The sequence below is a fragment of the Pseudomonas sp. P4_C3 genome (assembly GCF_056402075.1).
The window spans coordinates 25,816-45,953 of sequence record NZ_JBFUIC010000015.1 but is presented as its reverse complement, the minus strand read 5'-3'; the positions used below and the strand labels follow the sequence as shown (position 1 = coordinate 45,953).

The 20,138-nt window shown below is 60.2% G+C and carries 16 protein-coding genes; 8 read left to right on the top strand and 8 right to left on the bottom strand.

What is annotated here, in order from left to right:
- Positions 1 to 626, bottom strand: a 626-nt coding sequence (locus AC1DVH_RS05365; RefSeq protein WP_477752917.1) for a DEAD/DEAH box helicase, incomplete at its 3' end; no start/stop codon positions are given.
- Positions 627 to 818: 192 nt separating this feature from the next.
- Between AC1DVH_RS05365 and AC1DVH_RS05360 the strand changes: the two genes are divergently transcribed.
- Entirely contained in the window at positions 819 to 2,117 is a 1,299-nt protein-coding gene (locus tag AC1DVH_RS05360) for a mechanosensitive ion channel family protein (protein ID WP_477752916.1), read from the top strand.
- A gap of 125 nt (positions 2,118 to 2,242) precedes the next feature.
- Here AC1DVH_RS05360 and AC1DVH_RS05355 read toward each other — a convergent pair whose 3' ends face one another.
- Entirely contained in the window at positions 2,243 to 2,887 is a 645-nt protein-coding gene (locus tag AC1DVH_RS05355; protein ID WP_108218556.1) for a hydrolase, read from the bottom strand.
- A gap of 158 nt (positions 2,888 to 3,045) precedes the next feature.
- Here AC1DVH_RS05355 and AC1DVH_RS05350 point away from each other — a divergent pair, with 158 nt between their 5' ends.
- A complete protein-coding gene (locus tag AC1DVH_RS05350) occupies positions 3,046 to 3,933 on the top strand; it encodes a LysR family transcriptional regulator (RefSeq protein WP_108218555.1) in 888 nt (295 codons plus the stop codon).
- A gap of 135 nt (positions 3,934 to 4,068) precedes the next feature.
- On the opposite strand, the gene AC1DVH_RS05345 is transcribed toward AC1DVH_RS05350, so the two are convergent.
- The 3 genes from AC1DVH_RS05345 to AC1DVH_RS05335 form a co-directional block, all read right to left on the bottom strand.
- Entirely contained in the window at positions 4,069 to 4,935 is an 867-nt protein-coding gene (locus AC1DVH_RS05345; RefSeq protein WP_477752915.1) for a carboxylate/amino acid/amine transporter, read from the bottom strand.
- A gap of 355 nt (positions 4,936 to 5,290) precedes the next feature.
- The gene (locus tag AC1DVH_RS05340; protein WP_108218553.1) at positions 5,291 to 5,890 is read right to left on the bottom strand and encodes an FMN-dependent NADH-azoreductase; all 600 of its coding nucleotides are present in this window, start codon (positions 5,888 to 5,890) and stop codon (positions 5,291 to 5,293) included.
- 232 nt (positions 5,891 to 6,122) lie between these two features.
- On the bottom strand, positions 6,123 to 6,437 hold the full coding sequence (locus AC1DVH_RS05335; RefSeq protein ID WP_477752914.1) for a 3-phosphoglycerate kinase: 315 nt from the start codon (positions 6,435 to 6,437) through the stop codon (positions 6,123 to 6,125).
- 49 nt (positions 6,438 to 6,486) lie between these two features.
- Between AC1DVH_RS05335 and AC1DVH_RS05330 the strand changes: the two genes are divergently transcribed.
- The 5 genes from AC1DVH_RS05330 (at position 6,487) to aqpZ (ending at position 11,713) form a co-directional block, all read left to right on the top strand.
- Complete coding sequence (locus AC1DVH_RS05330; protein WP_008018223.1) at positions 6,487 to 7,410, top strand: PA3225 family LysR-type transcriptional regulator; 924 nt, start codon at positions 6,487 to 6,489, stop codon at positions 7,408 to 7,410.
- 14 nt (positions 7,411 to 7,424) lie between these two features.
- Entirely contained in the window at positions 7,425 to 8,228 is an 804-nt protein-coding gene (locus AC1DVH_RS05325) for an alpha/beta fold hydrolase (RefSeq protein ID WP_477752913.1), read from the top strand.
- A gap of 3 nt (positions 8,229 to 8,231) precedes the next feature.
- Positions 8,232 to 8,789, top strand: coding sequence for a peptidylprolyl isomerase (locus AC1DVH_RS05320; protein WP_477752912.1), 558 nt, complete (start codon positions 8,232 to 8,234; stop codon positions 8,787 to 8,789).
- Positions 8,790 to 8,883: 94 nt separating this feature from the next.
- Entirely contained in the window at positions 8,884 to 10,716 is a 1,833-nt protein-coding gene (locus AC1DVH_RS05315; protein WP_477752911.1) for an ABC transporter ATP-binding protein, read from the top strand.
- A 298-nt stretch (positions 10,717 to 11,014) separates the two neighbouring features.
- Positions 11,015 to 11,713, top strand: a complete 699-nt coding sequence (aqpZ, locus tag AC1DVH_RS05310; RefSeq protein ID WP_477752910.1) for an aquaporin Z — start codon at positions 11,015 to 11,017, stop codon at positions 11,711 to 11,713.
- An 11-nt stretch (positions 11,714 to 11,724) separates the two neighbouring features.
- Here the strand turns inward: aqpZ and AC1DVH_RS05305 are convergent, their stop codons facing one another.
- Complete coding sequence (locus tag AC1DVH_RS05305) at positions 11,725 to 12,849, bottom strand: GNAT family N-acetyltransferase (RefSeq protein WP_477752909.1); 1,125 nt, start codon at positions 12,847 to 12,849, stop codon at positions 11,725 to 11,727.
- Positions 12,850 to 13,129: 280 nt separating this feature from the next.
- On the opposite strand from AC1DVH_RS05305, the gene AC1DVH_RS05300 reads away from it, so the two are divergent.
- A complete protein-coding gene (locus tag AC1DVH_RS05300; RefSeq protein WP_477752908.1) occupies positions 13,130 to 14,461 on the top strand; it encodes a putative porin in 1,332 nt (443 codons plus the stop codon).
- Positions 14,462 to 14,716: 255 nt separating this feature from the next.
- Here AC1DVH_RS05300 and AC1DVH_RS05295 read toward each other — a convergent pair whose 3' ends face one another.
- Together AC1DVH_RS05295 and hrpA are read right to left on the bottom strand one after the other, a co-directional pair.
- Positions 14,717 to 15,838: a beta-ketoacyl-ACP synthase III gene (locus AC1DVH_RS05295; RefSeq protein WP_477752907.1), complete on the bottom strand. Its 1,122-nt coding sequence runs from the start codon at positions 15,836 to 15,838 to the stop codon at positions 14,717 to 14,719.
- A gap of 346 nt (positions 15,839 to 16,184) precedes the next feature.
- Positions 16,185 to 20,096, bottom strand: a complete 3,912-nt coding sequence (gene hrpA / locus AC1DVH_RS05290) for an ATP-dependent RNA helicase HrpA (RefSeq protein ID WP_477752906.1) — start codon at positions 20,094 to 20,096, stop codon at positions 16,185 to 16,187.
- Positions 20,097 to 20,138: the final 42 nt, after the last annotated feature.

Here is a 20,138-nt window from a genome sequence, read left to right as displayed (position 1 = left end):
GCGTTGAGTTGCAAGTGCTCAGGGTTGTTCAGGACCTTGGCGATCATCTCGCGCAGACCCGAACCACCGGTCGTAGCGGAGAACAGCATGGTCTGCTGACGGTTGGTGYACTCGTCCACCAGACGCTGCACGTCTTCGGCGAAGCCCATGTCGAGCATGCGGTCGGCTTCGTCGAGCACCAGTACTTCAACTTCCTTCAAGTCGAGGTTGCCGGCGTTCAGTTGCTCGATCATCCGGCCCGGCGTACCGATCAGGATGTCCGGCACCTTGCGCAGCATCGCGGCCTGGACCTTGAAGTCTTCGCCGCCGGTGATCAGTCCGGACTTGATGAAGGTGAACTGCGAGAAGCGTTCAACTTCTTTCAGGGTCTGCTGGGCCAGTTCGCGGGTCGGCAGCAGGATCAGGGTCTTGATGCTGACGCGGATTTTCGCCGGGCCGATCAGACGGTTGAGGATCGGCAAAACGAATGCAGCGGTTTTGCCGCTACCGGTTTGCGCCGTCACCCGCAGGTCACGCCCCTGGAGCGCCAGCGGGATGGCCGCGGCTTGCACAGGCGTTGGCTCGACAAATTTCAGCTCGGCCACGGCTTTGAGCAGGCGTTCGTGCAGGGCGAATTGGGAAAACACGGGTGCTACCTCGAAGAAATGCAAAAAAACAGCTGCATAGGGTAACGGTTTCGAGCGCTCAGGCCGAGTTTCTTTATACAAATGGCGGTAAACAGTTGGTTTTTTGTTGCCTGATTTTTCCCGAAACGTAATACAAAGCGCCTTAAATGCTCTAATCCCCTCTCGCGCCTTACAGAAGAATCGTTTTCGACCATGGATATCAAACAGCTCTGGACCAACGTCCTGGACCTTTGGGGTGCCCTCGACCAGCACCCGCTCGTGCACTCCAGCCTGTCGCTGTTGTTGCTGCTGGCAATTGCGCTGTTCCTCGGACGGGTGGCGCGTTACCTCATTCTGCACGCGGCAAAAATGCTTGGCCGCCAGCCGGCCTTGCACTGGGTCAATGATTTCCTGCAGAACAAGGTGTTCCATCGCCTGGCGCAGATCACGCCTTCGCTGGTGATCCAGTTCGGTCTCAATCTGGTGCCGGACCTGAGCAAGACCAGTCTGAATTTCCTCGGTAACGTCGCGCTGTCCTTCACCTTGCTGTTTCTGCTGCTGTCGGTCAGCGCCCTGCTCAATGCCCTGCTGGACATCTACGCCCGCACCGAGCACGCCCGCACCCGCTCGATCAAAGGCTATGTGCAACTGGCGAAAATGGTGTTGTACGTGTTTGGCGCGATCGTCATCGTCGCCACGCTGATCGACCGCTCGCCGCTGTTGTTGCTGTCGGGTCTGGGTGCCATGTCGGCGGTGATTCTGTTGGTATACAAGGACACCCTGCTGTCGTTCGTCGCCAGCGTGCAGTTGACCAGCAACGACATGCTGCGGGTCGGCGACTGGATCGAGATGCCACAGGTGGGTGCCGACGGCGATGTGGTGGACATCACCCTGCACACGGTCAAGGTGCAGAACTTCGACAAGACCATCGTCTCGATCCCGACCTGGCGCCTGATGTCCGAGTCGTTCAAGAACTGGCGCGGCATGCAGGCTTCCGGTGGGCGCCGGATCAAACGCAGTCTGTTCATCGACGCCAGCGGCGTACGCTTTCTGCGTGACGACGAAGAGCAGAAGCTGTCCCAGGTGCACTTGCTCACTGACTACATGACCCGCAAACAGGCCGAACTCAAGGCCTGGAACGAAGCTCAGGGCAACGTCGCGGCCATGTCGGCCAACCGTCGGCGGATGACCAACATCGGCACTTTGCGCGCCTATGCACTGGCCTACCTGAAGAGTCACCCGGAGATCCAGCCGAACATGACCTGCATGGTGCGTCAGATGCAGACAACGGCCCAGGGTATTCCGCTGGAAATCTACTGTTTTACCCGCACCACGGCGTGGGCTGATTACGAGCGGATCCAGGGGGATATTTTCGACTACCTGCTGGCGGTGCTGCCGGAGTTTGGCTTGAGCCTGTATCAGCAGCCGAGCGGAACGGATTTGCGTGCGGGGATATTGCCGGCGGTGCTGGGCGTGAGCCATATTCCCGAAGCGGAAAAACGCAGGGTGTAACACCCAAAAAAACTGTGGGAGCGAGCCTGCTCGCGATGGGGGAGGGTCAATCRACAACATTGTTGAATGACCCAGCGCCATCGCGAGCAGGCTCGCTCCCACAGGTGTCGCGATAATTTTCTCGGTTACTTCACCTGCCGCTGCGGTGCCTTGTGCACCATGGTGTAGGCGTAATCCACGCCCATGCCGTACGCGCCGCTGTGTTCCAGCACCAGTTCCATCACCGCTTCGTAAGTATCCTTGTGCGCCCAGTCACGCTGGTATTCGAGCAACACTTGTTGCCAGGTCACCGGTACCGCGCCGGCCTGAATCATCCGTTGCACCGACATGTCGTGGGCTTCCTTGCTGGTGCCACCGGAGGCGTCGGTGACGATGTACACCTCGTAGCCTTCAGCCAGGGCCTCCAGTGCCGGGAAAGTCAGGCAGACCTCAGTCCACAGCGCGGCAATGATCAGCTTCTTGCGACCGGTGGCTTTCACCGCGTCTACCAGTGCCTTGTCTTCCCAGGAGTTCATCGAGGTGCGCTCGATCGGCTTTTGCTCCGGGTGCACTGCCAGCAATTCAGGCCAGATGTAACCGCTGAAGCTTTCGGTTTCGACCGAGGTGTAGATGGTCGGCACGTTGAAGATCTTCGCTGCCTTGGCCAGGCCCACGGTGTTGTTCTTCAGGGTCTGGCGATCAATGGACTGCACGCCGAAAGCCATTTGCGGCTGGTGGTCGATCAGGATCAGGGCGGAGTTGGTTGGGTTGAGCAGTTCACGAATAGACATGGCGCGTTCCTTTTGATGTCGATACTTCGAATGGGTAAGGGGTTAGTCGACCTTGCCTTCAGCAGCGTTGTTGTCGGCTTGGATGTCACTTTAGGGGCTAGCGATAAAAGGGACAATTACCTAAAATAGAGAATCATTGATTCTAAAATAGGGACAATATGGATCGCATCGAATGCATGCGCGCCTTCGTCGTCACGGTCGGCGAGAACGGCTTCGCCGCAGCCGCCCGGGCCATGGACGTGCCGCGCTCGAAAGTCAGCAAACAGATTCAGGCACTGGAAGAAGCCATCGGCGTGCAATTGCTGCAACGCACCACCCGCAGCCTGCACCTGACCGAGGCCGGAGCCGAGTATTTCGACGCAGCACGGGAGGTGCTGGCGGCACTGGACGAGGCCGAGCAACGCGCCCGTGACGGCATCGGCGAGTTACGCGGTGTGTTGCGGGTCAATGCGCCGATGTCGTTCGGTCTTCGGCGGCTGGGGCCATTGATTCCGCTGTTTCATGAACAGCACCCGAACATCGAGTTGCAACTGGTGCTCAGCGACCAGCAGGTCGATCCGGTGCGGGGCGGCTTTGACGTAACCATCCGCATCGCCAGCATGCCCGACTCGACGATGATCGCCCGGCAGCTGGCGCCCGCACCGCGCATCATGGTGGCGTCCCCGGCTTATCTCGAACGCGCCGGCGTTCCGCAGACTCCGCAGGATCTGCGCGCCCATCAATGCCTGAACTACGGGTATCTGCAGAGCGGTGTCAGCCTGCAACTGTGCAATGGCAAGGAAACCCAACGGGTGAACGTCACCGGCCCACTGCACGCCAACAACGGCGACCTGCTCGCCCAGGCCGCCGAAGCCGGCATGGGCATCGCCCTGCTGCCCGACTTCATCGTCGAAGATGCGCTGGCGGCCGGGCGGCTGGTGCCGGTGCTGTGCGAATGGCAGGCTCCGGCGATCACCATCAACGCGGTGTATTCGTCGGCGCGGCGGGTGCCGCAGAAGACCCGGGCGTTTATCGAGTTTCTGGTGGGGCAACTGGCGCCGAAGTGATTTTTCGAAATCATACAATTCATTGTAGGAGCGAGCCTGCTCGCGATGGCGGAGTGTCAGTCGACGATGATGTTGCCTGATCCACCGCAATCGCGAGCAGGCTCGCTCCTACAGGGATATCGGGTTATCCAGGGTTCAGTGGACGGCCAGAGGTTTGCGTATACCCAACCGACTGATCCACACCGCCAGCAAAATCACCGAACCGCCGAGCAACAACCGCCCCAGTTCTTCATGCTGGTTCCATATCAGCAGGTTGATCAGCAGTCCCACCGGCACATGCAGGTTGTTCATCACCGCCAGCGTCCCGCCGTTGACCAGGCACGCGCCCTTGTTCCACCAGTACAGCCCCAAAGCGGTCGAGACCAGGCCGAGGAACAGCAGCACGCCCCATTGCAGCGGCGCTTCGGGCAGGAAGTTCTGTTTGCCGAATAGTAGAAACGCCGGCAACACCACCGCCAGCGCGCCGAGGTAGAAGTAGCCGAAGCGACGGTAATGCGGCAGATCGCTTGGGTGGCGCGCGACCAGGTGTTTGTAGAGCACCTGCCCGGCAGCGAAGGTGAAGTTGGCCAATTGCAGCAACAGGAAACCCATGAGGAAGTCCGGACTGATCCGGTCAAGGCGAATCACCGCCGCCCCCGCCACCGCCACCAGCGCCGCGACCAGGGCCCAGGGATTGAAGCGACGGTTGAGCGCATCTTCGATCAGGGTCACGTGCAGCGGCGTGAGGATGGTGAACAACAACACTTCCGGCACCGTCAGTACACGAAAGCTCAGGTACAGGCAGACGTAGGTCACGCCAAACTGCAACGCGCCGATCAGCAGCATGCCGCGCATGAATGCCGGCTCCACCGAGCGCCAGCGGGTCAGCGGGATGAACACCAGCCCTGCCAGCAGTACGCGTACCAGCACGGCAAAGTAACTGTCGACATGACCGGCCAGGTATTCGCCGATCAAACTGAAGGAAAACGCCTGGATCAGCGTGACAAAAAGTAGATAGCCCATGCTCGCCTCATTTCGAATGGCGGCGACGATAGCGGTTTTTGCCTTGAATCGCGATCCCCGAAAGCTGTCGGAAAACACGCAAGTCCCTGTAGGAGCGAGCCTGCTCGCGATWGCGGTGGATCAGTCAACATCATTGTCGACTGACACTCMGYCATCGCGAGCAGGCTCACTCCTACAGGGGTTTTGTAGGTGTTCGTCAGATCACAGACAAAAAAAAGCCCGATCTCGCTAAAGCGTTCAATCGGGCCAGAGCACTCAGGAGCAACAAGTGCGAAGGGAGGTTCGATGCGCGTACAGGCTTGAAGGGTTGCGCCAGGTCACTAGACCATCCAGCGATTATCTGGCGATTAACGTATCAGGCCACTTGCGAAAGCTTGGCGTTCGCCTGGTTCAAGCCTTTCTCCTGGAAGTCACCGCCCAGGTTCATGCCTTCGGCGTGGATGAATGTCACGTCGTGGATACCGATGAAGCCCATGACCTGACGCAGGTACGGTTCCTGGTGATCGGCGGTGCTGCCGGCGTAGATCCCGCCACGAGCCGTCAGCACGTAGGCACGCTTGCCGCTGAGCAAGCCTTGCGGACCGGTTTCGGTGTACTTGAAGGTCACTCCGGCCCGCAGCACATGGTCAAGCCAGGCTTTCAGGGTGCTGGGGATGGCGAAGTTGTACATCGGCGCGGCCATCACCAGTACATCGGCGGCGAGCAATTCGTCGGTCAACTGGTTGGAGCGTTCCAGGGACGCCTGTTCGATGTCGCTGCGCTGCTCGGCGGGTTTCATCCAGCCACCCAGCAGGTTGATGTCCAGGTGCGGCACCGGCTTGACGGCCAGGTCCCGGATAGTGATCTGGTCATTCGGGTGAGCGGCTTTCCACTGGCTGATGAAGGTCTGGGTCAGTTGACGGGAAACCGAGTCTTGCTGACGGGCACTGCTTTCGATGATCAGAACGCGGGACATGGGATGTAGCCTCCATCTGAGAATGCTGTAGGTCGATGGAGTGAAGGTTAAACAGAGTCATATCGATGAAAAAGCGCAAATAACTGCTATAACCCATCGATAAATTCGTTTATAAGCACAGCATACCCTGCCTCTGTAGGAGCGAGCTTGCTCGCGAGGGTGTATCAGACACAGTGGTGTCGATTGACCCACCGCATCGCGAGCAAGCTCGCTCCTGCAGAAGAGCCAGGCGTCATTTCGGGGTGCAGGACAGTTCGATGCGCAGCTTGATGATGCTACGGGTGAATTTGACGGTGGCATTTTTGTGCTTGCCGGCCGGTACGTCGATCTTGCGGGTACGCGGTGCTTCCGGGCCATTGATGAAAACGGCCTTGCAGCTGGCATCGACGTCGCCGTAGTTGGCCACCTGAATGGAGCCGATGTCGCTATCCGTGTCGTAGGTCTGGTAATCGATCTTCATGCCGTTGAGTTCTTTCTTCACGTCGATCGGGTAAGCCATCGCCGTCAGCGGCAGCAGCGCCAGCATCACACAACAGATTTTTTTCATTCAGCAGCCTCCAGTAAGGGCTGCCAGCTTAGGACAAGAGGAGCTCAACATGAAAGCGCCCCGCGTGACCCTTGATCAATGGCGAACGCTACAAGCCGTGGTCGATCACGGTGGTTTCGCCCAGGCCGCCGAGGCGCTGCATCGCTCGCAATCGTCAGTCAGCTACACCGTGGCCCGCATGCAGGATCAACTCGGTGTGCCGTTGCTGCGCATCGACGGACGCAAAGCCGTGCTGACCGAAGCCGGCGGCGTGCTATTACGCCGTTCCCGGCAACTGGTGAAACAGGCCAGTCAGCTGGAAGACCTGGCCCATCACATGGAGCAGGGCTGGGAAGCCGAAGTGCGCCTGGTGGTCGATGCCGCTTACCCAAGCGCCCGCCTCGTCCGCGCCTTGACCGCGTTCATGCCGCAAAGCCGTGGCTGCCGGGTGCGCCTGCGTGAGGAAGTGCTGTCGGGCGTGGAGGAAGTCCTGCTCGAAGGCGTGGCTGACCTGGCCATCACCGGGTTCAGTATTCCCGGTTACCTGGGCGCGGAATTGAGCGACGTCGAGTTCGTGGCGGTCGCCCACCCGGAGCATCCCCTGCACCGCCTCAACCGCGAACTGAGCTTCCAGGACCTGGAAAGCCAGATGCAAGTGGTGATCCGCGACTCGGGCCGCCAGCAACCACGAGACGTCGGCTGGCTCGGTGCCGAACAGCGCTGGACCGTTGGCAGCCTGGCCACCGCTGCGACCTTCGTCAGCAGCGGCCTGGGGTTTGCCTGGCTGCCCAGGCACATGATCGAACGGGAACTCAAGGAAGGTACGCTCAAGCTGCTACCGTTGGATCAGGGCGGCAGCCGTAACCCGAGCTTTTACCTGTATTCGAACAAGGACAAACCGCTCGGGCCGGCCACGCAGATTCTCATCGAACTGCTGCGTACGTTTGACACCGCACCACTGGACGCACCGTTCGCCGCCCCCGAACAAGCCTGACACGGAGTGTATGCATGGCCTATTTCGAACACGAAGGTTGCAACCTGCACTATGAGGAATATGGCCACGGTACGCCGCTGCTGCTGGTCCACGGTCTCGGCTCCAGTACGCTGGACTGGGAAAAACAGATCCCGGCACTGGCCACCCGCTACCGGGTGATCGTCCCCGATGTCCGCGGTCACGGCCGTTCGGACAAACCCCGGGAGCGCTACAGCATTGCCGGATTCAGCGCTGACCTGATTGCACTGATCGAACACCTCAATCTCGGCCCGGCACATTATGTCGGCCTGTCGATGGGCGGCATGATCGGCTTCCAGTTGGGCGTGGATCAGCCGCAACTGCTCAAGAGCCTGTGCATCGTCAACAGCGCACCCGAGGTCAAACTGCGCAGCCGCGATGACTACTGGCAGTGGTTCAAGCGCTGGAGCCTGATGCGCGCCCTTAGCCTGGGCGCCATCGGCAAGGCGCTGGGCGGCAAGTTGTTCCCGAAGCCCGAGCAGGCCGACTTGCGACAAAAGATGGCCGAACGCTGGGCAAAAAACGATAAACATGCTTATCTCGCCAGCTTCAATGCCATTGTCGGCTGGGGGGTTCAGGAACGACTTTCGAAGGTCACCTGTCCAACCCTCATCGTCAGCGCCGACCGTGACTACACACCGGTGGCGCTGAAGGAAAACTACGTAAAACTGCTGCCCGACGCGCGGCTGGTGGTGATCGCCGATTCCCGCCACGCCACGCCGCTGGACCAGCCGGAACACTTCAACCAGACACTGCTGGAATTTCTGACCGCAGTCGACACCACCACTCAGGATCACTGACCCATGCTGAAAAAAATCGCCCTCGCCGCAGGCTCCGTCCTGTTTGCCGCCAACCTGATGGCCGCGACGCCGGAAAAGGCACCGCATGTGCTGCTGGACACCACCAATGGCCAGATCGAAATCGAACTGGACCCGGTCAAGGCCCCGATCAGTACCAAGAACTTTCTTGAGTACGTCGACAGCGGCTTCTACAACAACACGATTTTCCACCGGGTGATTCCGGGTTTCATGGTCCAGGGCGGCGGCTTCACCCAAGCCATGCAGCAAAAAGACACCAAGGCGCCGATCAAGAACGAGCACAAGAACGGCCTGGTCAACGTGCGTGGCACCTTGTCCATGGCCCGTACCTCGGTGCCTGACTCGGCCACCAGCCAGTTCTTCATCAACGTCAAGGACAACGACTTCCTTGACCAGGGCGACGGCTACGCGGTGTTCGGCAAAGTGGTCAAAGGCATGGACGTGGTCGATATCATCGTCAATTCGCCAACCACCGTTCGTGGCGGCATGAAGGACGTGCCAGCCGATCCGGTGTACATCAAGTCGGCCAAGCGCATCGACTGAGACTAAGCTGGACAAGGATGTCCGAGCCGTTGCCGGTGCTTGCCGGCAACGCTCAAACCGTTAAAAGGAGAGCCCGTTCGCGGGCGAAAAAAACATGCTTTATCGCCGTTTTGAAAAATTGATCGATGTTTTCCGTGAAGCACCGACGGCGTCTCCGCCGGACCGGGTTTTCCCTTTTTATACCTATTACCTCAAGCAGGTCTGGCCGAGCTTCGCCGCCCTGCTGATCGTCGGCCTGATGGGTGCCTTGATCGAAGTGGCATTGTTCAGCTACCTGAGCCGCATCATCGACCTGGCCCAAGGCACGCCGAACGTCAGTCTGTTCCAGGATCATGCCCTCGAACTGACCTGGATGGTGGTGGTTGCGCTGGTGCTGCGCCCGATCTTTGTCGGCCTGCATGACCTGCTGGTGCACCAGACCCTGAGCCCCAGCATGACCAGCATGATCCGCTGGCAGAACCACAGCTACGTGCTCAAGCAGAGCCTGAATTTCTTCCAGAACGACTTCGCCGGGCGCATCGCCCAACGCATCATGCAAACCGGCAACTCACTGCGTGATTCCGCCGTCCAGGCCGTGGATGCCCTGTGGCATGTGCTGATCTACGCCATCAGCTCCCTGGTGCTGTTCGCCGAAGCCGACTGGCGCCTGATAATCCCGCTGTTGACATGGATATTCGCCTTCATCGGCGCCCTCTGTTACTTCGTGCCACGGGTCAAGGATCGCTCGGTGGTGGCGTCCGATGCGCGCTCCAAACTCATGGGGCGGATTGTCGACGGCTACACCAATATCACCACCCTGAAGCTGTTCGCCCACACCAACTTCGAACAGCAATACGCCCGCGAAGCCATCAAGGAACAGACCGAGAAGGCGCAACTGGCCGGCCGCGTGGTCACCAGCATGGACGTGGCCATCACCAGCATGAACGGCTTGCTGATCGTCTGCACCACCGGCCTGGCCCTGTGGTTGTGGACGCAGTCGCTGATCAGCGTGGGCGCGATTGCCCTGGCCACCGGCCTGGTGATCCGCATCGTCAACATGTCCGGCTGGATCATGTGGGTGGTCACCGGCATTTTCGAAAACATCGGCATGGTGCAGGACGGTCTGCAGACCATTTCGCAACCGGTCTCCGTTACCGACCGCGACCAGGCCAAACCCCTGGCGGTGGCCCGTGGCGAAGTACGCTTCGAACAGGTGGACTTCCACTACGGCAAGCGGAGCGGGATCATCGGTGACCTCAACCTGACCATCAAGGCCGGTGAAAAAATCGGCCTGATCGGCCCGTCCGGTGCCGGCAAATCGACCCTGGTGAACCTGCTGCTGCGCCTGTACGACGTCGAAGGCGGACGCATCCTGATCGACGGCCAGAACATCGCCGACGTCAGCCAGGAAAGCCTGCGCGAACGCATCGGCATGATCACCCAGGACACGTCGCTGCTGCACCGTTCGATCCGCGACAACCTGCTGTATGGCAAACCCGACGCCACCGACGCCCAACTCTGGGAAGCGGTGCAYAAGGCCCGGGCTGACGGGTTCATTCCGTCGCTGTCAGACGCTGAAGGCCGCACCGGTTTCGATGCCCACGTCGGTGAGCGCGGGGTGAAACTCTCCGGCGGCCAGCGCCAGCGCATCGCCATTGCCCGAGTGTTACTCAAGGACGCGCCGATCCTGATCATGGACGAGGCCACCTCGGCACTGGATTCGGAAGTCGAAGCGGCGATCCAGGAAAGCCTCGAAACCCTGATGCAGGGCAAAACCGTGATCGCCATCGCTCACCGGCTCTCGACCATCGCCCGGATGGACCGGCTGGTGGTGCTGGAAAACGGCAAAATCGCCGAAACCGGAACCCATGCCGAGCTGCTCGCCCATGGCGGTTTGTATGCGCGGTTATGGCAACACCAGACCGGTGGGTTTGTCGGGATCGATTGAGTATTACGGTGGCCGAAAACCTGTGGGAGCGAGCTTGCTCGCGATGACGGAGTGTCAGTCGACAGCAATGGCGTCTGATTCACCGCAATCGCGAGCAAGCTCGCTCCCACAGGGATAAGCGTCATACCGAAAGATCGAAATAACCGCCAGGCCCCGCCAACAACGGGCCCTGGCGGTTTTTTATGCCTGCTGGAATTCTGAAAAAACCGTGCTGTACTGACTTCAACGTTCTGGAGGTGGTTCTGCAGTCCATCGGCTGGATGCTAAAGGCAGCATAATCTCGAAAGGACACTCTCTTATGTCTCTGTTAAAACGTTCGGCTACCGAGTTGGTAGGTACGTTCTGGCTGGTGTTGGGTGGTTGCGGCAGTGCGGTGTTGGCGGCGGCTTTTCCGGATGTGGGGATCGGTCTGCTCGGGGTATCCTTCGCGTTTGGCCTGACAGTGCTGACCATGGCTTTCGCCATCGGCCATATTTCCGGCTGCCATCTCAATCCTGCGGTGTCCCTCGGCCTTGTGGTAGGTGGGCGGTTTCCAGCCAATGAATTGCCGGCCTACATCGTTGCCCAGGTCATTGGCGGCGTGATTGCAGCCGCCCTGCTGTATTTCATTGCCAGCGGCAAACCCGGTTTCGAACTGGCAGGGGGCCTGGCGTCCAACGGCTATGGAGAACACTCGCCTGGCGGCTATTCAATGGCCGCAGGTTTTGTCTGTGAGCTGGTGATGACCGCAATGTTCATCCTGATCATCCTCGGCGCCACCGACAAACGTGCACCGGCAGGACTGGCGCCGATTGCCATCGGCCTGGGGCTGACGCTCATCCACCTGATCTCGATCCCGGTCACCAACACCTCGGTCAACCCGGCGCGCAGCACCGGCCCGGCGCTGATCGTCGGCGGCTGGGCAATTCAACAACTGTGGATGTTCTGGGTCGCACCGCTACTCGGTGCCGTGGTCGGCGGCGTGCTGTATCGCTGGCTGGGCAAAGAAGAAAGCTGAAACGCTGAAGATCAGCCTTGTCGATAAGGCAAGGCTGACTTCGCATCCTCAGCATAAGCCAACACTCCCAGCCGCTCCTGCTCCAGAAAGTCTTTAACCGCTGCTTTCAATCCCGGATGCCGCAAGTAGTGCCAGGAATGCGTAATGACTGGCTCGAATCCGCGAATCAGTTTGTGCTCACCCTGTGCCCCGGCATCAAAACGCTGGAAACCGTTGGCGATGGCATAGTCCATGCCCTGGTAGAAACAGGTCTCGAAATGCAGGCGATCGAACTCCGCCAGGCATCCCCAGTAACGGCCATAAAAGCTGTCGCCCCCCACCAGACTGAACGCCATCGCCACCGGCCGTGAACCTTGCTTGGCCAGCACCACGCGAATCGACTCCGGCATGCGTTCGGCCAGCAGGCTGAAAAACTCCCGTGTCAGATACGGCGCTTGCCGGCGCACCGCATAGGTATTGGCGTAGCAGGCATAGACGAAATCCCATTGCGCCTGACTCAGCTCCCGCCCTTCAAGCCACTCAAACTCGAAGCCCTGCCCGGCCACCTGCTCGCGCTCCTTGCGCATCTGTTTGCGCTTGCGCGAACTCAGCACATCGAGGAAGTCCTGGAAATCCCGGTAGCCGCGATTCTGCCAGTGGTATTGACAGCCAACGCGCTGCAGCCAGCCGGGCTGCTCACTCAGTGCCGCGTCGGTAAACGGATCGGTGAAATTGATGTGGGCACTGGAGAGCCCTTCAAGCTCAAGGTAACCCGGCAGGCTTTTCAATAACTCGAAGCCGTCTTCGACCGTGGCCGCCAACAGCCGCGGCCCGGTGACCGGACTGAACGGCACCGCGGTCAACAGCTTGGGGTAGTAGTCGATGCCTGCACGTTCACAGGCATCGGCCCAGGCGTGATCGAACACGTATTCGCCGTAGGAATGCCACTTGCGATAACCGGGTAGCGCGGCGATCAAGCGCTCACCTTCAACGTGAAGCAAATGCTCAGGCTGCCAGCCGGTATGGGGTCCGATGCTGCCGCTGTCTTCCAGTGCGCTCAAAAAAGCGTGACGCAGAAAAGGCTGAGTCTCGGGCACCAGTGCGTCCCAGGTCTGCGGGGCGATTTCTGACAGTTTTTGCAGGCGTTGCAACGGCATCACCATCCTCACTCTTCATGGCGTGAAAGCCCCGCGAGTATCGCCTATCGCTCCGCATTGCACACGAGCAAACCGACGACAGTGCTCTAACTCAATAGTTCACGGCGACTTTGTATCGTCATCGACATGACATCACAGTGCCGCTGCTCTGTCATAAACCATCGCGATACTGGCGCCTGTTTTTAGAGCGCCGGGTTATACCCGGTCAGTGTTTTCCGCCCCTAACGGTCGGTTGTGTCCCGGATGGCTCTGTCATCCCCTCTCATCTTCGGAGATTGATATGCGTCTTGCTTCCACGAAAACTGCGGCGGCCTTGTGCGGTGGCCTGTTGCTGGCCATGAGCGTTCCGGCCAGTGCTGCAGTCGACGCCAAACTGCTCGACATGCTCAAGGCTAACGGCTCGATCACCAATGCGCAGTACAGCGAACTGCAAGCCGAGCTGGCCAGGGATCAGAAAGACCAGCAGATCGCCCGTCAGGCTCAGCAAGAGACTAACGAGCAAATCGCGGCCACCGCGAAGAAAACCGACGCACTGAGCACCTTTGACCAGAAGTTGGCATGGGCCGCCAAGACCCAGTTCAAGGGTGACGTACGCTTCCGTGAAGAAACCGTGCACAACGATGGCGTGCCAAACAACAAGGACCAGGACCGTCAGCGCATTCGTGCCCGTCTGGGTGCCTACAGCGAAATCAACCCGCAGGTCGACACCGGTATCCGTATCGCCACCGGCAGCAACGACGACGCTCGCTCGACCAACCAGGACCTGAACAACTACTTCGACAAGAAGCAGATCTGGCTGGACCAGGGTTACATCGACTACCACCCGGACGCGATCAAGAACCTGCACCTGGTTGGCGGCAAGATGCCGCAACAATGGGTGAGCATGGGCGACATCATCTGGGATAGCGATATCAACCCGGAAGGTCTGGCAGTCACCTACAAGTACCCGCTGAGCGGCAGCACCGAGCTGTTCGGTAGCGCCGGTCACTACACCCTCAAGGACAACGTCGACGGCGAAGGCGTGCAGTTCAAGCACGACCTGCGTCTGTACGCGGGCCAGTTGGGTGGTCGCTTCGCCATCACCGACAGCATGAAAATGACCTTGGGCGGCAGTATCTACTCCTACGACAACGACAGTAGCAGTGCCTGCCCTACCTCCGGCACTGTTACCACGCCATGCGCCCTGGCCGTCAACGGCAACAGCCCGAACGAAACCTTCAAACTGTACGAAGGCTTTGGTCAGCTGGACTTCAGCAACCTGCCAGTTCCGCTGTCGATCTACGGTCAGTACGTCAACAATACCGATGCCAGCAACGACCAGGACACTGGCTGGCTGGCCGGTGTGAAGTCCAAGCTCTACGGCTTCAACCTGGACTACAACTACCGCGACGTGCAGCGTAACGCTGTGGTGGGCGCCTTCACCGACTCCGACTTCGCCAACGGCTTCACCGGTTCGCGCGGCAGCAAGCTGAAAGTGAGCTACGACCTGGACAAGAACTTCGCCCTGGGCGCGACTTACTTCATGGCGACCTCGGACCAGACCAACGCCAACATCAACAAGAAAGATTCGGACATCAACACCCTGCAACTGGATGCCGAAGCGAAGTTCTGATTCACCCCGCTACACGACTCGGGCAAGGAAGCCCGGGCTCCTTTTACAGCCTGGCGTTGGTGTGTCGGTCCCCATCATCCTCCGACACATCAACGCCGGGCTGTTTGTTTTTGCCAACCCTTCCCTGTAGGAGCGAGCTTGCTCCGGGCGGCGTTCCGACGAAGAACTCAAAAACTCTGCGTTCATCCAGATTGCACGCGTTATCGTTGACGACCTTCGTCGGAACGCCGCCCGGAGCAAGCTYGCTCCTACATCCTACAACTTGCGCAGCAACACGCTACCAATCGAATAACCTGCGCCGAATGAGCTGAGCACGGCCAGCGAACCGGCGGCCAGATCGTCCTGGTTCTTGTGGAACGCAATCACGGAACCGGCGGAGCTGGTGTTGGCGTAGGTATCGAGAATCACCGGCGCTTCCTGTTCGGTGGCGTCGCGACCCAGCAGTTTCTTGACGATCAGGTGGTTCATGCTGAGGTTGGCCTGGTGCAGCCAGAAGCGCTTCACGTCGCTGACGTTGAGCTGGTTCTCCTGCAGATGCTCACTGATCAGCTCGGCAACCAGCGGGCAGACTTCCTTGAACACCTTGCGGCCTTCCTGCACGAACAGTTTGTCCTTGGCGCCGATACCCTCTTCTGCCGCGCGGTTGAGGAAGCCGAAGTTGTTGCGGATGTTGTTGGAGAACTTGGTCAGCAGCTTGGTGCTGACGATGTCGAACTGGTACTTGGACGTCGCCAGGTCGGCACGTTCGATGATCACCGCGGTGGCGGCATCGCCGAAGATGAAGTGGCTGTCACGGTCACGGAAGTTCAGGTGGCCGGTGCAGACTTCCGGGTTGACCATCAGGACTGCCCGGGCCTGGCCCAGTTGCACGCTGTTGGCGGCGGTCTGGATACCGAAGGTCGCCGAGGAACACGCCACGTTCATGTCGAAACCGAAACCCTGGATGCCCAGCGCTTCCTGGACTTCGATGGCAATGGCCGGGTAAGCGCGTTGCAGGTTGGAGCAGGCGACGATCACGCCGTCGATGTCTGCTGCGGTCTTGCCGGCACGCTGCAAGGCTTGTTCGGCCGCGCCGATGGCCATCTGGCAGAGCACCGACCATTCGTCGTTGGAACGTTCCGGCAGGCGCGGGGCCATGCGCTGCGGGTCGAGGATGCCGTCCTTGTCCATGACAAAGCGGCTCTTGATGCCGGAGGCTTTTTCGATGAACGCTGCGCTGGATTCGGTCAATGCCTCCACTTCACCGCGTGCAATAGCATCGGCGTTGTCGGCGTTGAATTGCGCGACGTAGGTATTGAAAGACTGCACCAGCTCTTCGTTGGAAATGCTGTTGGCCGGGGTGTAAAGGCCGGTGCCGCTGATGACGACGTTATGCATGGTCGTGTCTCTAATCTGTTCAGGCAGAAAGCATTGGTACCGACGTACCAATACACAAAGGATCTATTCCCATCCGGGGGACGCAAACCTGGCATCGCTTTATTCCGACCTGCCCGAGACCGTGAAGGCTCAAAACCGCGGGGCCGGCGTTTATAGGCGCGAAGTTTGCCATAAACCCAGGGTTTTGGCCCCTTTTTGCTGGATGGACCGTTTGCCACAGACACTACATCAACCTGTGGGAGCGAGCTTGCTCGCGATGGGGCCATCACATTCAACATCTATATTGCATGTCAGGCCGCCATCGCGAGCAAGCTCGCTCCCACAGGGTTTTGCACAAGCCTCGGGTCTACGGTTCGACTTGCGACCACTGCTTGTTCAGGCGCTTGTCGGAAATCGGCACCTTTGTCCCCAATTGCTGGGCAAACAGCGAAACCCGGTATTCCTCCAGCCACCAGCGATACAACTCCAGTTGCGGATCGCGTTTGCCTTCCTGGGCGTGTTTGCTGGCGCGGGTCTGGTATTGCGTCCACAGGCCGCTCAATTCGCCACTCCAGACCCGGTCGCGCTGCACCTGGGCGCCGATTTTTTCGAAGCGCTGCTCGATCGCCTTGAGGTAACGCGGCAACTCCTTGAGCCACTGCATCGGCGTTTCCCGGACAAACCCCGGATAGACCAAGTGGCTGAGCTGTTGCTTGATATCGTTCAGGGCCACGGCTTGCGCCAGATCGATCTTGCCCTTGAAGCGCTTTTGCAAGCCGTGCCAGAACTTGAGGATTTCCAGAGTCAGCTTGGCCACTCGCTCGGCGTGCTCGGTCCAGGCGCCACGTTTGCGCTCGGCCAGCGACGCCAATCCAGCGCCATCGCGTGGCAGCGGGTCTTCGCCTTCAAGAATGCAGCTGTCGAGGCTGGCCAGCAGAATGTCTTCCACCAGCGCATCGACGCGCCCCATGTCGCGGTACAGCAGGCCCAGATCGGTCAGCCCCGGCAATTTGCCGCGCAGGAATTTAGCCGACTCGGCCAGTTGCTGCATCAGCAGGCGTTGCAGGGCACGGCGATGCTGGAACTCGGCCTCGGCCGGCGTCGAAAAACGCCCTTCCTTGACCGTACCGCTCTCCTCCACCAGCGCCGGATACACCGTCATCGACAGCCCGGCGATCTTCTGTTGGGTTTTCTCGGCCACGGCGGCGAATACTTTCGGCCCCACCGGCTGCTGGCTCTTCGCGGTTTGCGRCACCGCCAATGCCGCCTGGCTGGCCTCGGCGAAACGCGCCGTCAGTTCGGCCAGATCGCGACCTTCACCGAGGAACTTGCCCTGGGCGTCGACGATTTCCAGGTTCATCCGCAGATGGCTTTCGACCTGCTGCGCCGCCTCACTCCAGGCTTCGTCGCTGACCCGCGCGCCGGTCATGCGCAGCAGCTCGCGACCCAGGGCCTGAGGCAGTGAGCCCTCGGCAAATGTCATGCGTTGCAAGGCCGCTTTGACGAAGTCCGGCACTGGTACGAAATTCTTGCGCAGGGCCTTGGGCAGGTTGCGCACCAGGGCAATGCACTTGGCTTCGATGACACCGGGCACCAGCCATTCCAGGCGTTCCGGTGGCAGCATCGGTAACAGTGGTGCCGGCACGCGCAGGGTCACGCCGTCCCGTGGATGGTTGGGTTCGAAGTGGTAACTCAAGGCCAACTCCAGATCGCCGATGTGCAGCGTATCCGGGTAATGCTGGGCGGTGACTTCACTGGCTTCGCGGGCCAGCACGTCTTCTTCGCGCATGATCAGCAGTTGCGGGTCTTTCTGGCTGTTGATCCGATACCAACTGTCGAAGGTCGCCGTCTGATGGATCTCCGCCGGCAATCGCGCGTCATAGAAGGCGTACAGGGTTTCTTCGTCGGCGAGGATGTCGCGGCGACGGGCCTTGGCTTCCAGTTCGTCGAGTTGCTCCAGCAACTGCTTGTTGGCCGTCAGGCACTTGGCCTTCGACTGGATTTCGCCACGCACCAGTGCTTCGCGGATGAACAATTCACGGGATACCACCGGGTCCACCGGGCCGTAATGCACCGGCCGACGCCCAACCACGATCAACCCGAACAGGGTGATCTGTTCGAACGCCACGACCTGGCCGCGCTTCTTCTCCCAATGGGGTTCGAAGTGGTTTTTCTTGATCAGGTGCCCGGCCAGTGGCTCGATCCAGTCGGCATCGATCTTCGCCACCATGCGCGCATAGAGCTTGGTGGTTTCCACCAGTTCGGCGGTCATCAGCCACTGCGGACGCTTTTTACCGATACCCGACGACGGATGAATCCAGAAGCGCCGCTGACGGGCGCCGAGGTAATCGCCCTCTTCGGTTTTCTGGCCGATCTGGCTGAGCAACCCCACCAGCACCGCTTTGTGCAGTTTCGGATAGTCCGCCGGTTCTTTATTGAGGCTCAGCTGCATGTCGCGGCAGATCAGGCTCAACTGACGATGAGAGTCGCGCCATTCGCGCAGGCGCAGGTAATTCAGGAAATTCTTGCGGCACCAGTTACGCAGCGGACTGGCGGTCAGCGCCAGGCGTTGTTCTTCGAAACCGCGCCACAGATTGACCAGCCCGGCGAAGTCCGAATCGGCGTCTTTCCACTGGGCGTGGGCCTGATCCGCCGCTTGCTGACGCTCCGGCGGGCGTTCGCGCGGGTCCTGGATCGACATGGCGCTGGCGACGATCAGCACTTCCTGCAAGCTGCCGAGCTTCGCCGCTTCCAGCAGCATACGGCCCATGCGCGGGTCCACCGGCAGACGCGCCAATTGCCGGCCGAGCGGCGTCAACTGGCTGTTGCGGTCCACCGCCGAGAGTTCTTGCAGCAGGTTGTAACCGTCGCTGATGGCCTTGCCATCCGGCGGCTCGATGAACGGGAACGCGCTGACCTCGCCAAGGCGCAAATGCAACATCTGCAGGATGACCGCCGCGAGGTTGGTGCGCAGGATCTCCGGATCGGTAAATTCCGGGCGACCGAGAAAATCCTCCTCGCTGTACAGGCGCACGCAAATGCCCGGCTCGACCCGCCCGCAACGACCTTTACGCTGATTGGCGCTGGCCTGGGAAATGGCTTCAATCGGCAGGCGCTGGACCTTGGCCCGGTAGCTGTAGCGGCTGATGCGCGCGGTGCCGCTGTCGATCACGTAGCGGATGCCCGGTACGGTCAGCGAGGTTTCCGCGACGTTGGTCGCCAGGACCACGCGACGCCCAGGGTGCGACTGGAAAATTCGCTGTTGCTCGGCCGGCGACAGGCGCGCGTACAACGGCAGGATTTCGGTGTGCTTGAGCTGGGCCTTGCGCAGCATGTCAGCGGCGTCGCGAATCTCGCGTTCACCGGGCAGGAACACCAGCACGTCACCGGGACTACGACGTTCACTGCGCTCATAAGCGGCGATTTCGTCGAGGGTGGCGAGGATCGCCTGATCCACCGTCAAGTCATCCTCGACGCGGTTGCCCTCTTCGTCCTGCTCAAGTGTTAGCGGGCGATACCAGGTGTCCACCGGGTAGGTGCGGCCGGACACCTCGACAATCGGCGCGTCATCGAAGTGCTTGGAGAAACGCTCCAGGTCGATGGTCGCCGAGGTGATGATGACCTTCAGGTCGGGACGGCGCGGCAGCAGGGTTTTCAGGTAGCCGAGCAGGAAGTCGATGTTGAGGCTGCGTTCGTGGGCTTCGTCGACGATGATCGTGTCGTAGCGTTCCAGGTAGCGGTCGTTCTGGGTTTCCGCCAGCAGGATGCCGTCGGTCATCAGCTTGATCAGGGTGCTGGAATCGCTCTGATCTTCGAAACGCACCTGATAGCCGACCAGCGTACCCAGCGGCGTGCCGAGTTCTTCAGCTACGCGGCTGGCGACGCTGCGCGCAGCGATCCGCCGCGGCTGGGTGTGGCCGATCAGGCCGTGCTGGCCGCGACCGATTTCCAGGCAGATCTTCGGCAACTGGGTGGTTTTACCCGAGCCGGTTTCGCCGGCGATGATCAGCACCTGGTGCTTTTCCAGCGCCTTCTTGATTTCGTCGCGCTTGGCGGCGATCGGCAGGCTGTCGTCGTAACGAATCACCGGCAGGCTTGCCTTGCGCACCAGCACCTGCTCACAAGACGCCTGCATCCGCGTCACCCACTGGCCCAGCCTGGCCTCGTCGGGCTTCTTGCGCAGCTCAAGCAACTGCCGCCGCAGCCGGTGGCGGTCGGCGAGCATGGCGTGATCGAGGTTTTTCAGCAGTTTGTCGATGGAGGGCGATTCGTCGGTCATCGGGTACGCAATTCAGTCGTCTAGTGGCGCAGGTCGGGGATT

Coding starts and splice junctions, on each gene's coding strand:
- AC1DVH_RS05300 (WP_477752908.1), top strand. CDS start 13,130: ATGCGTCTTGCTTCCACGAAAACTGCGGCGGCCTTGTGCGGTGGCCTG.
- AC1DVH_RS05305 (WP_477752909.1), bottom strand. CDS start 12,849: ATGCCGTTGCAACGCCTGCAAAAACTGTCAGAAATCGCCCCGCAGACC.
- AC1DVH_RS05335 (WP_477752914.1), bottom strand. CDS start 6,437: ATGAAAAAAATCTGTTGTGTGATGCTGGCGCTGCTGCCGCTGACGGCG.
- AC1DVH_RS05325 (WP_477752913.1), top strand. CDS start 7,425: ATGGCCTATTTCGAACACGAAGGTTGCAACCTGCACTATGAGGAATAT.
- aqpZ (WP_477752910.1), top strand. CDS start 11,015: ATGTCTCTGTTAAAACGTTCGGCTACCGAGTTGGTAGGTACGTTCTGG.
- AC1DVH_RS05340 (WP_108218553.1), bottom strand. CDS start 5,890: ATGTCCCGCGTTCTGATCATCGAAAGCAGTGCCCGTCAGCAAGACTCG.
- AC1DVH_RS05295 (WP_477752907.1), bottom strand. CDS start 15,838: ATGCATAACGTCGTCATCAGCGGCACCGGCCTTTACACCCCGGCCAAC.
- AC1DVH_RS05350 (WP_108218555.1), top strand. CDS start 3,046: ATGGATCGCATCGAATGCATGCGCGCCTTCGTCGTCACGGTCGGCGAG.
- AC1DVH_RS05355 (WP_108218556.1), bottom strand. CDS start 2,887: ATGTCTATTCGTGAACTGCTCAACCCAACCAACTCCGCCCTGATCCTG.
- AC1DVH_RS05360 (WP_477752916.1), top strand. CDS start 819: ATGGATATCAAACAGCTCTGGACCAACGTCCTGGACCTTTGGGGTGCC.
- AC1DVH_RS05320 (WP_477752912.1), top strand. CDS start 8,232: ATGCTGAAAAAAATCGCCCTCGCCGCAGGCTCCGTCCTGTTTGCCGCC.
- AC1DVH_RS05345 (WP_477752915.1), bottom strand. CDS start 4,935: ATGGGCTATCTACTTTTTGTCACGCTGATCCAGGCGTTTTCCTTCAGT.
- AC1DVH_RS05330 (WP_008018223.1), top strand. CDS start 6,487: ATGAAAGCGCCCCGCGTGACCCTTGATCAATGGCGAACGCTACAAGCC.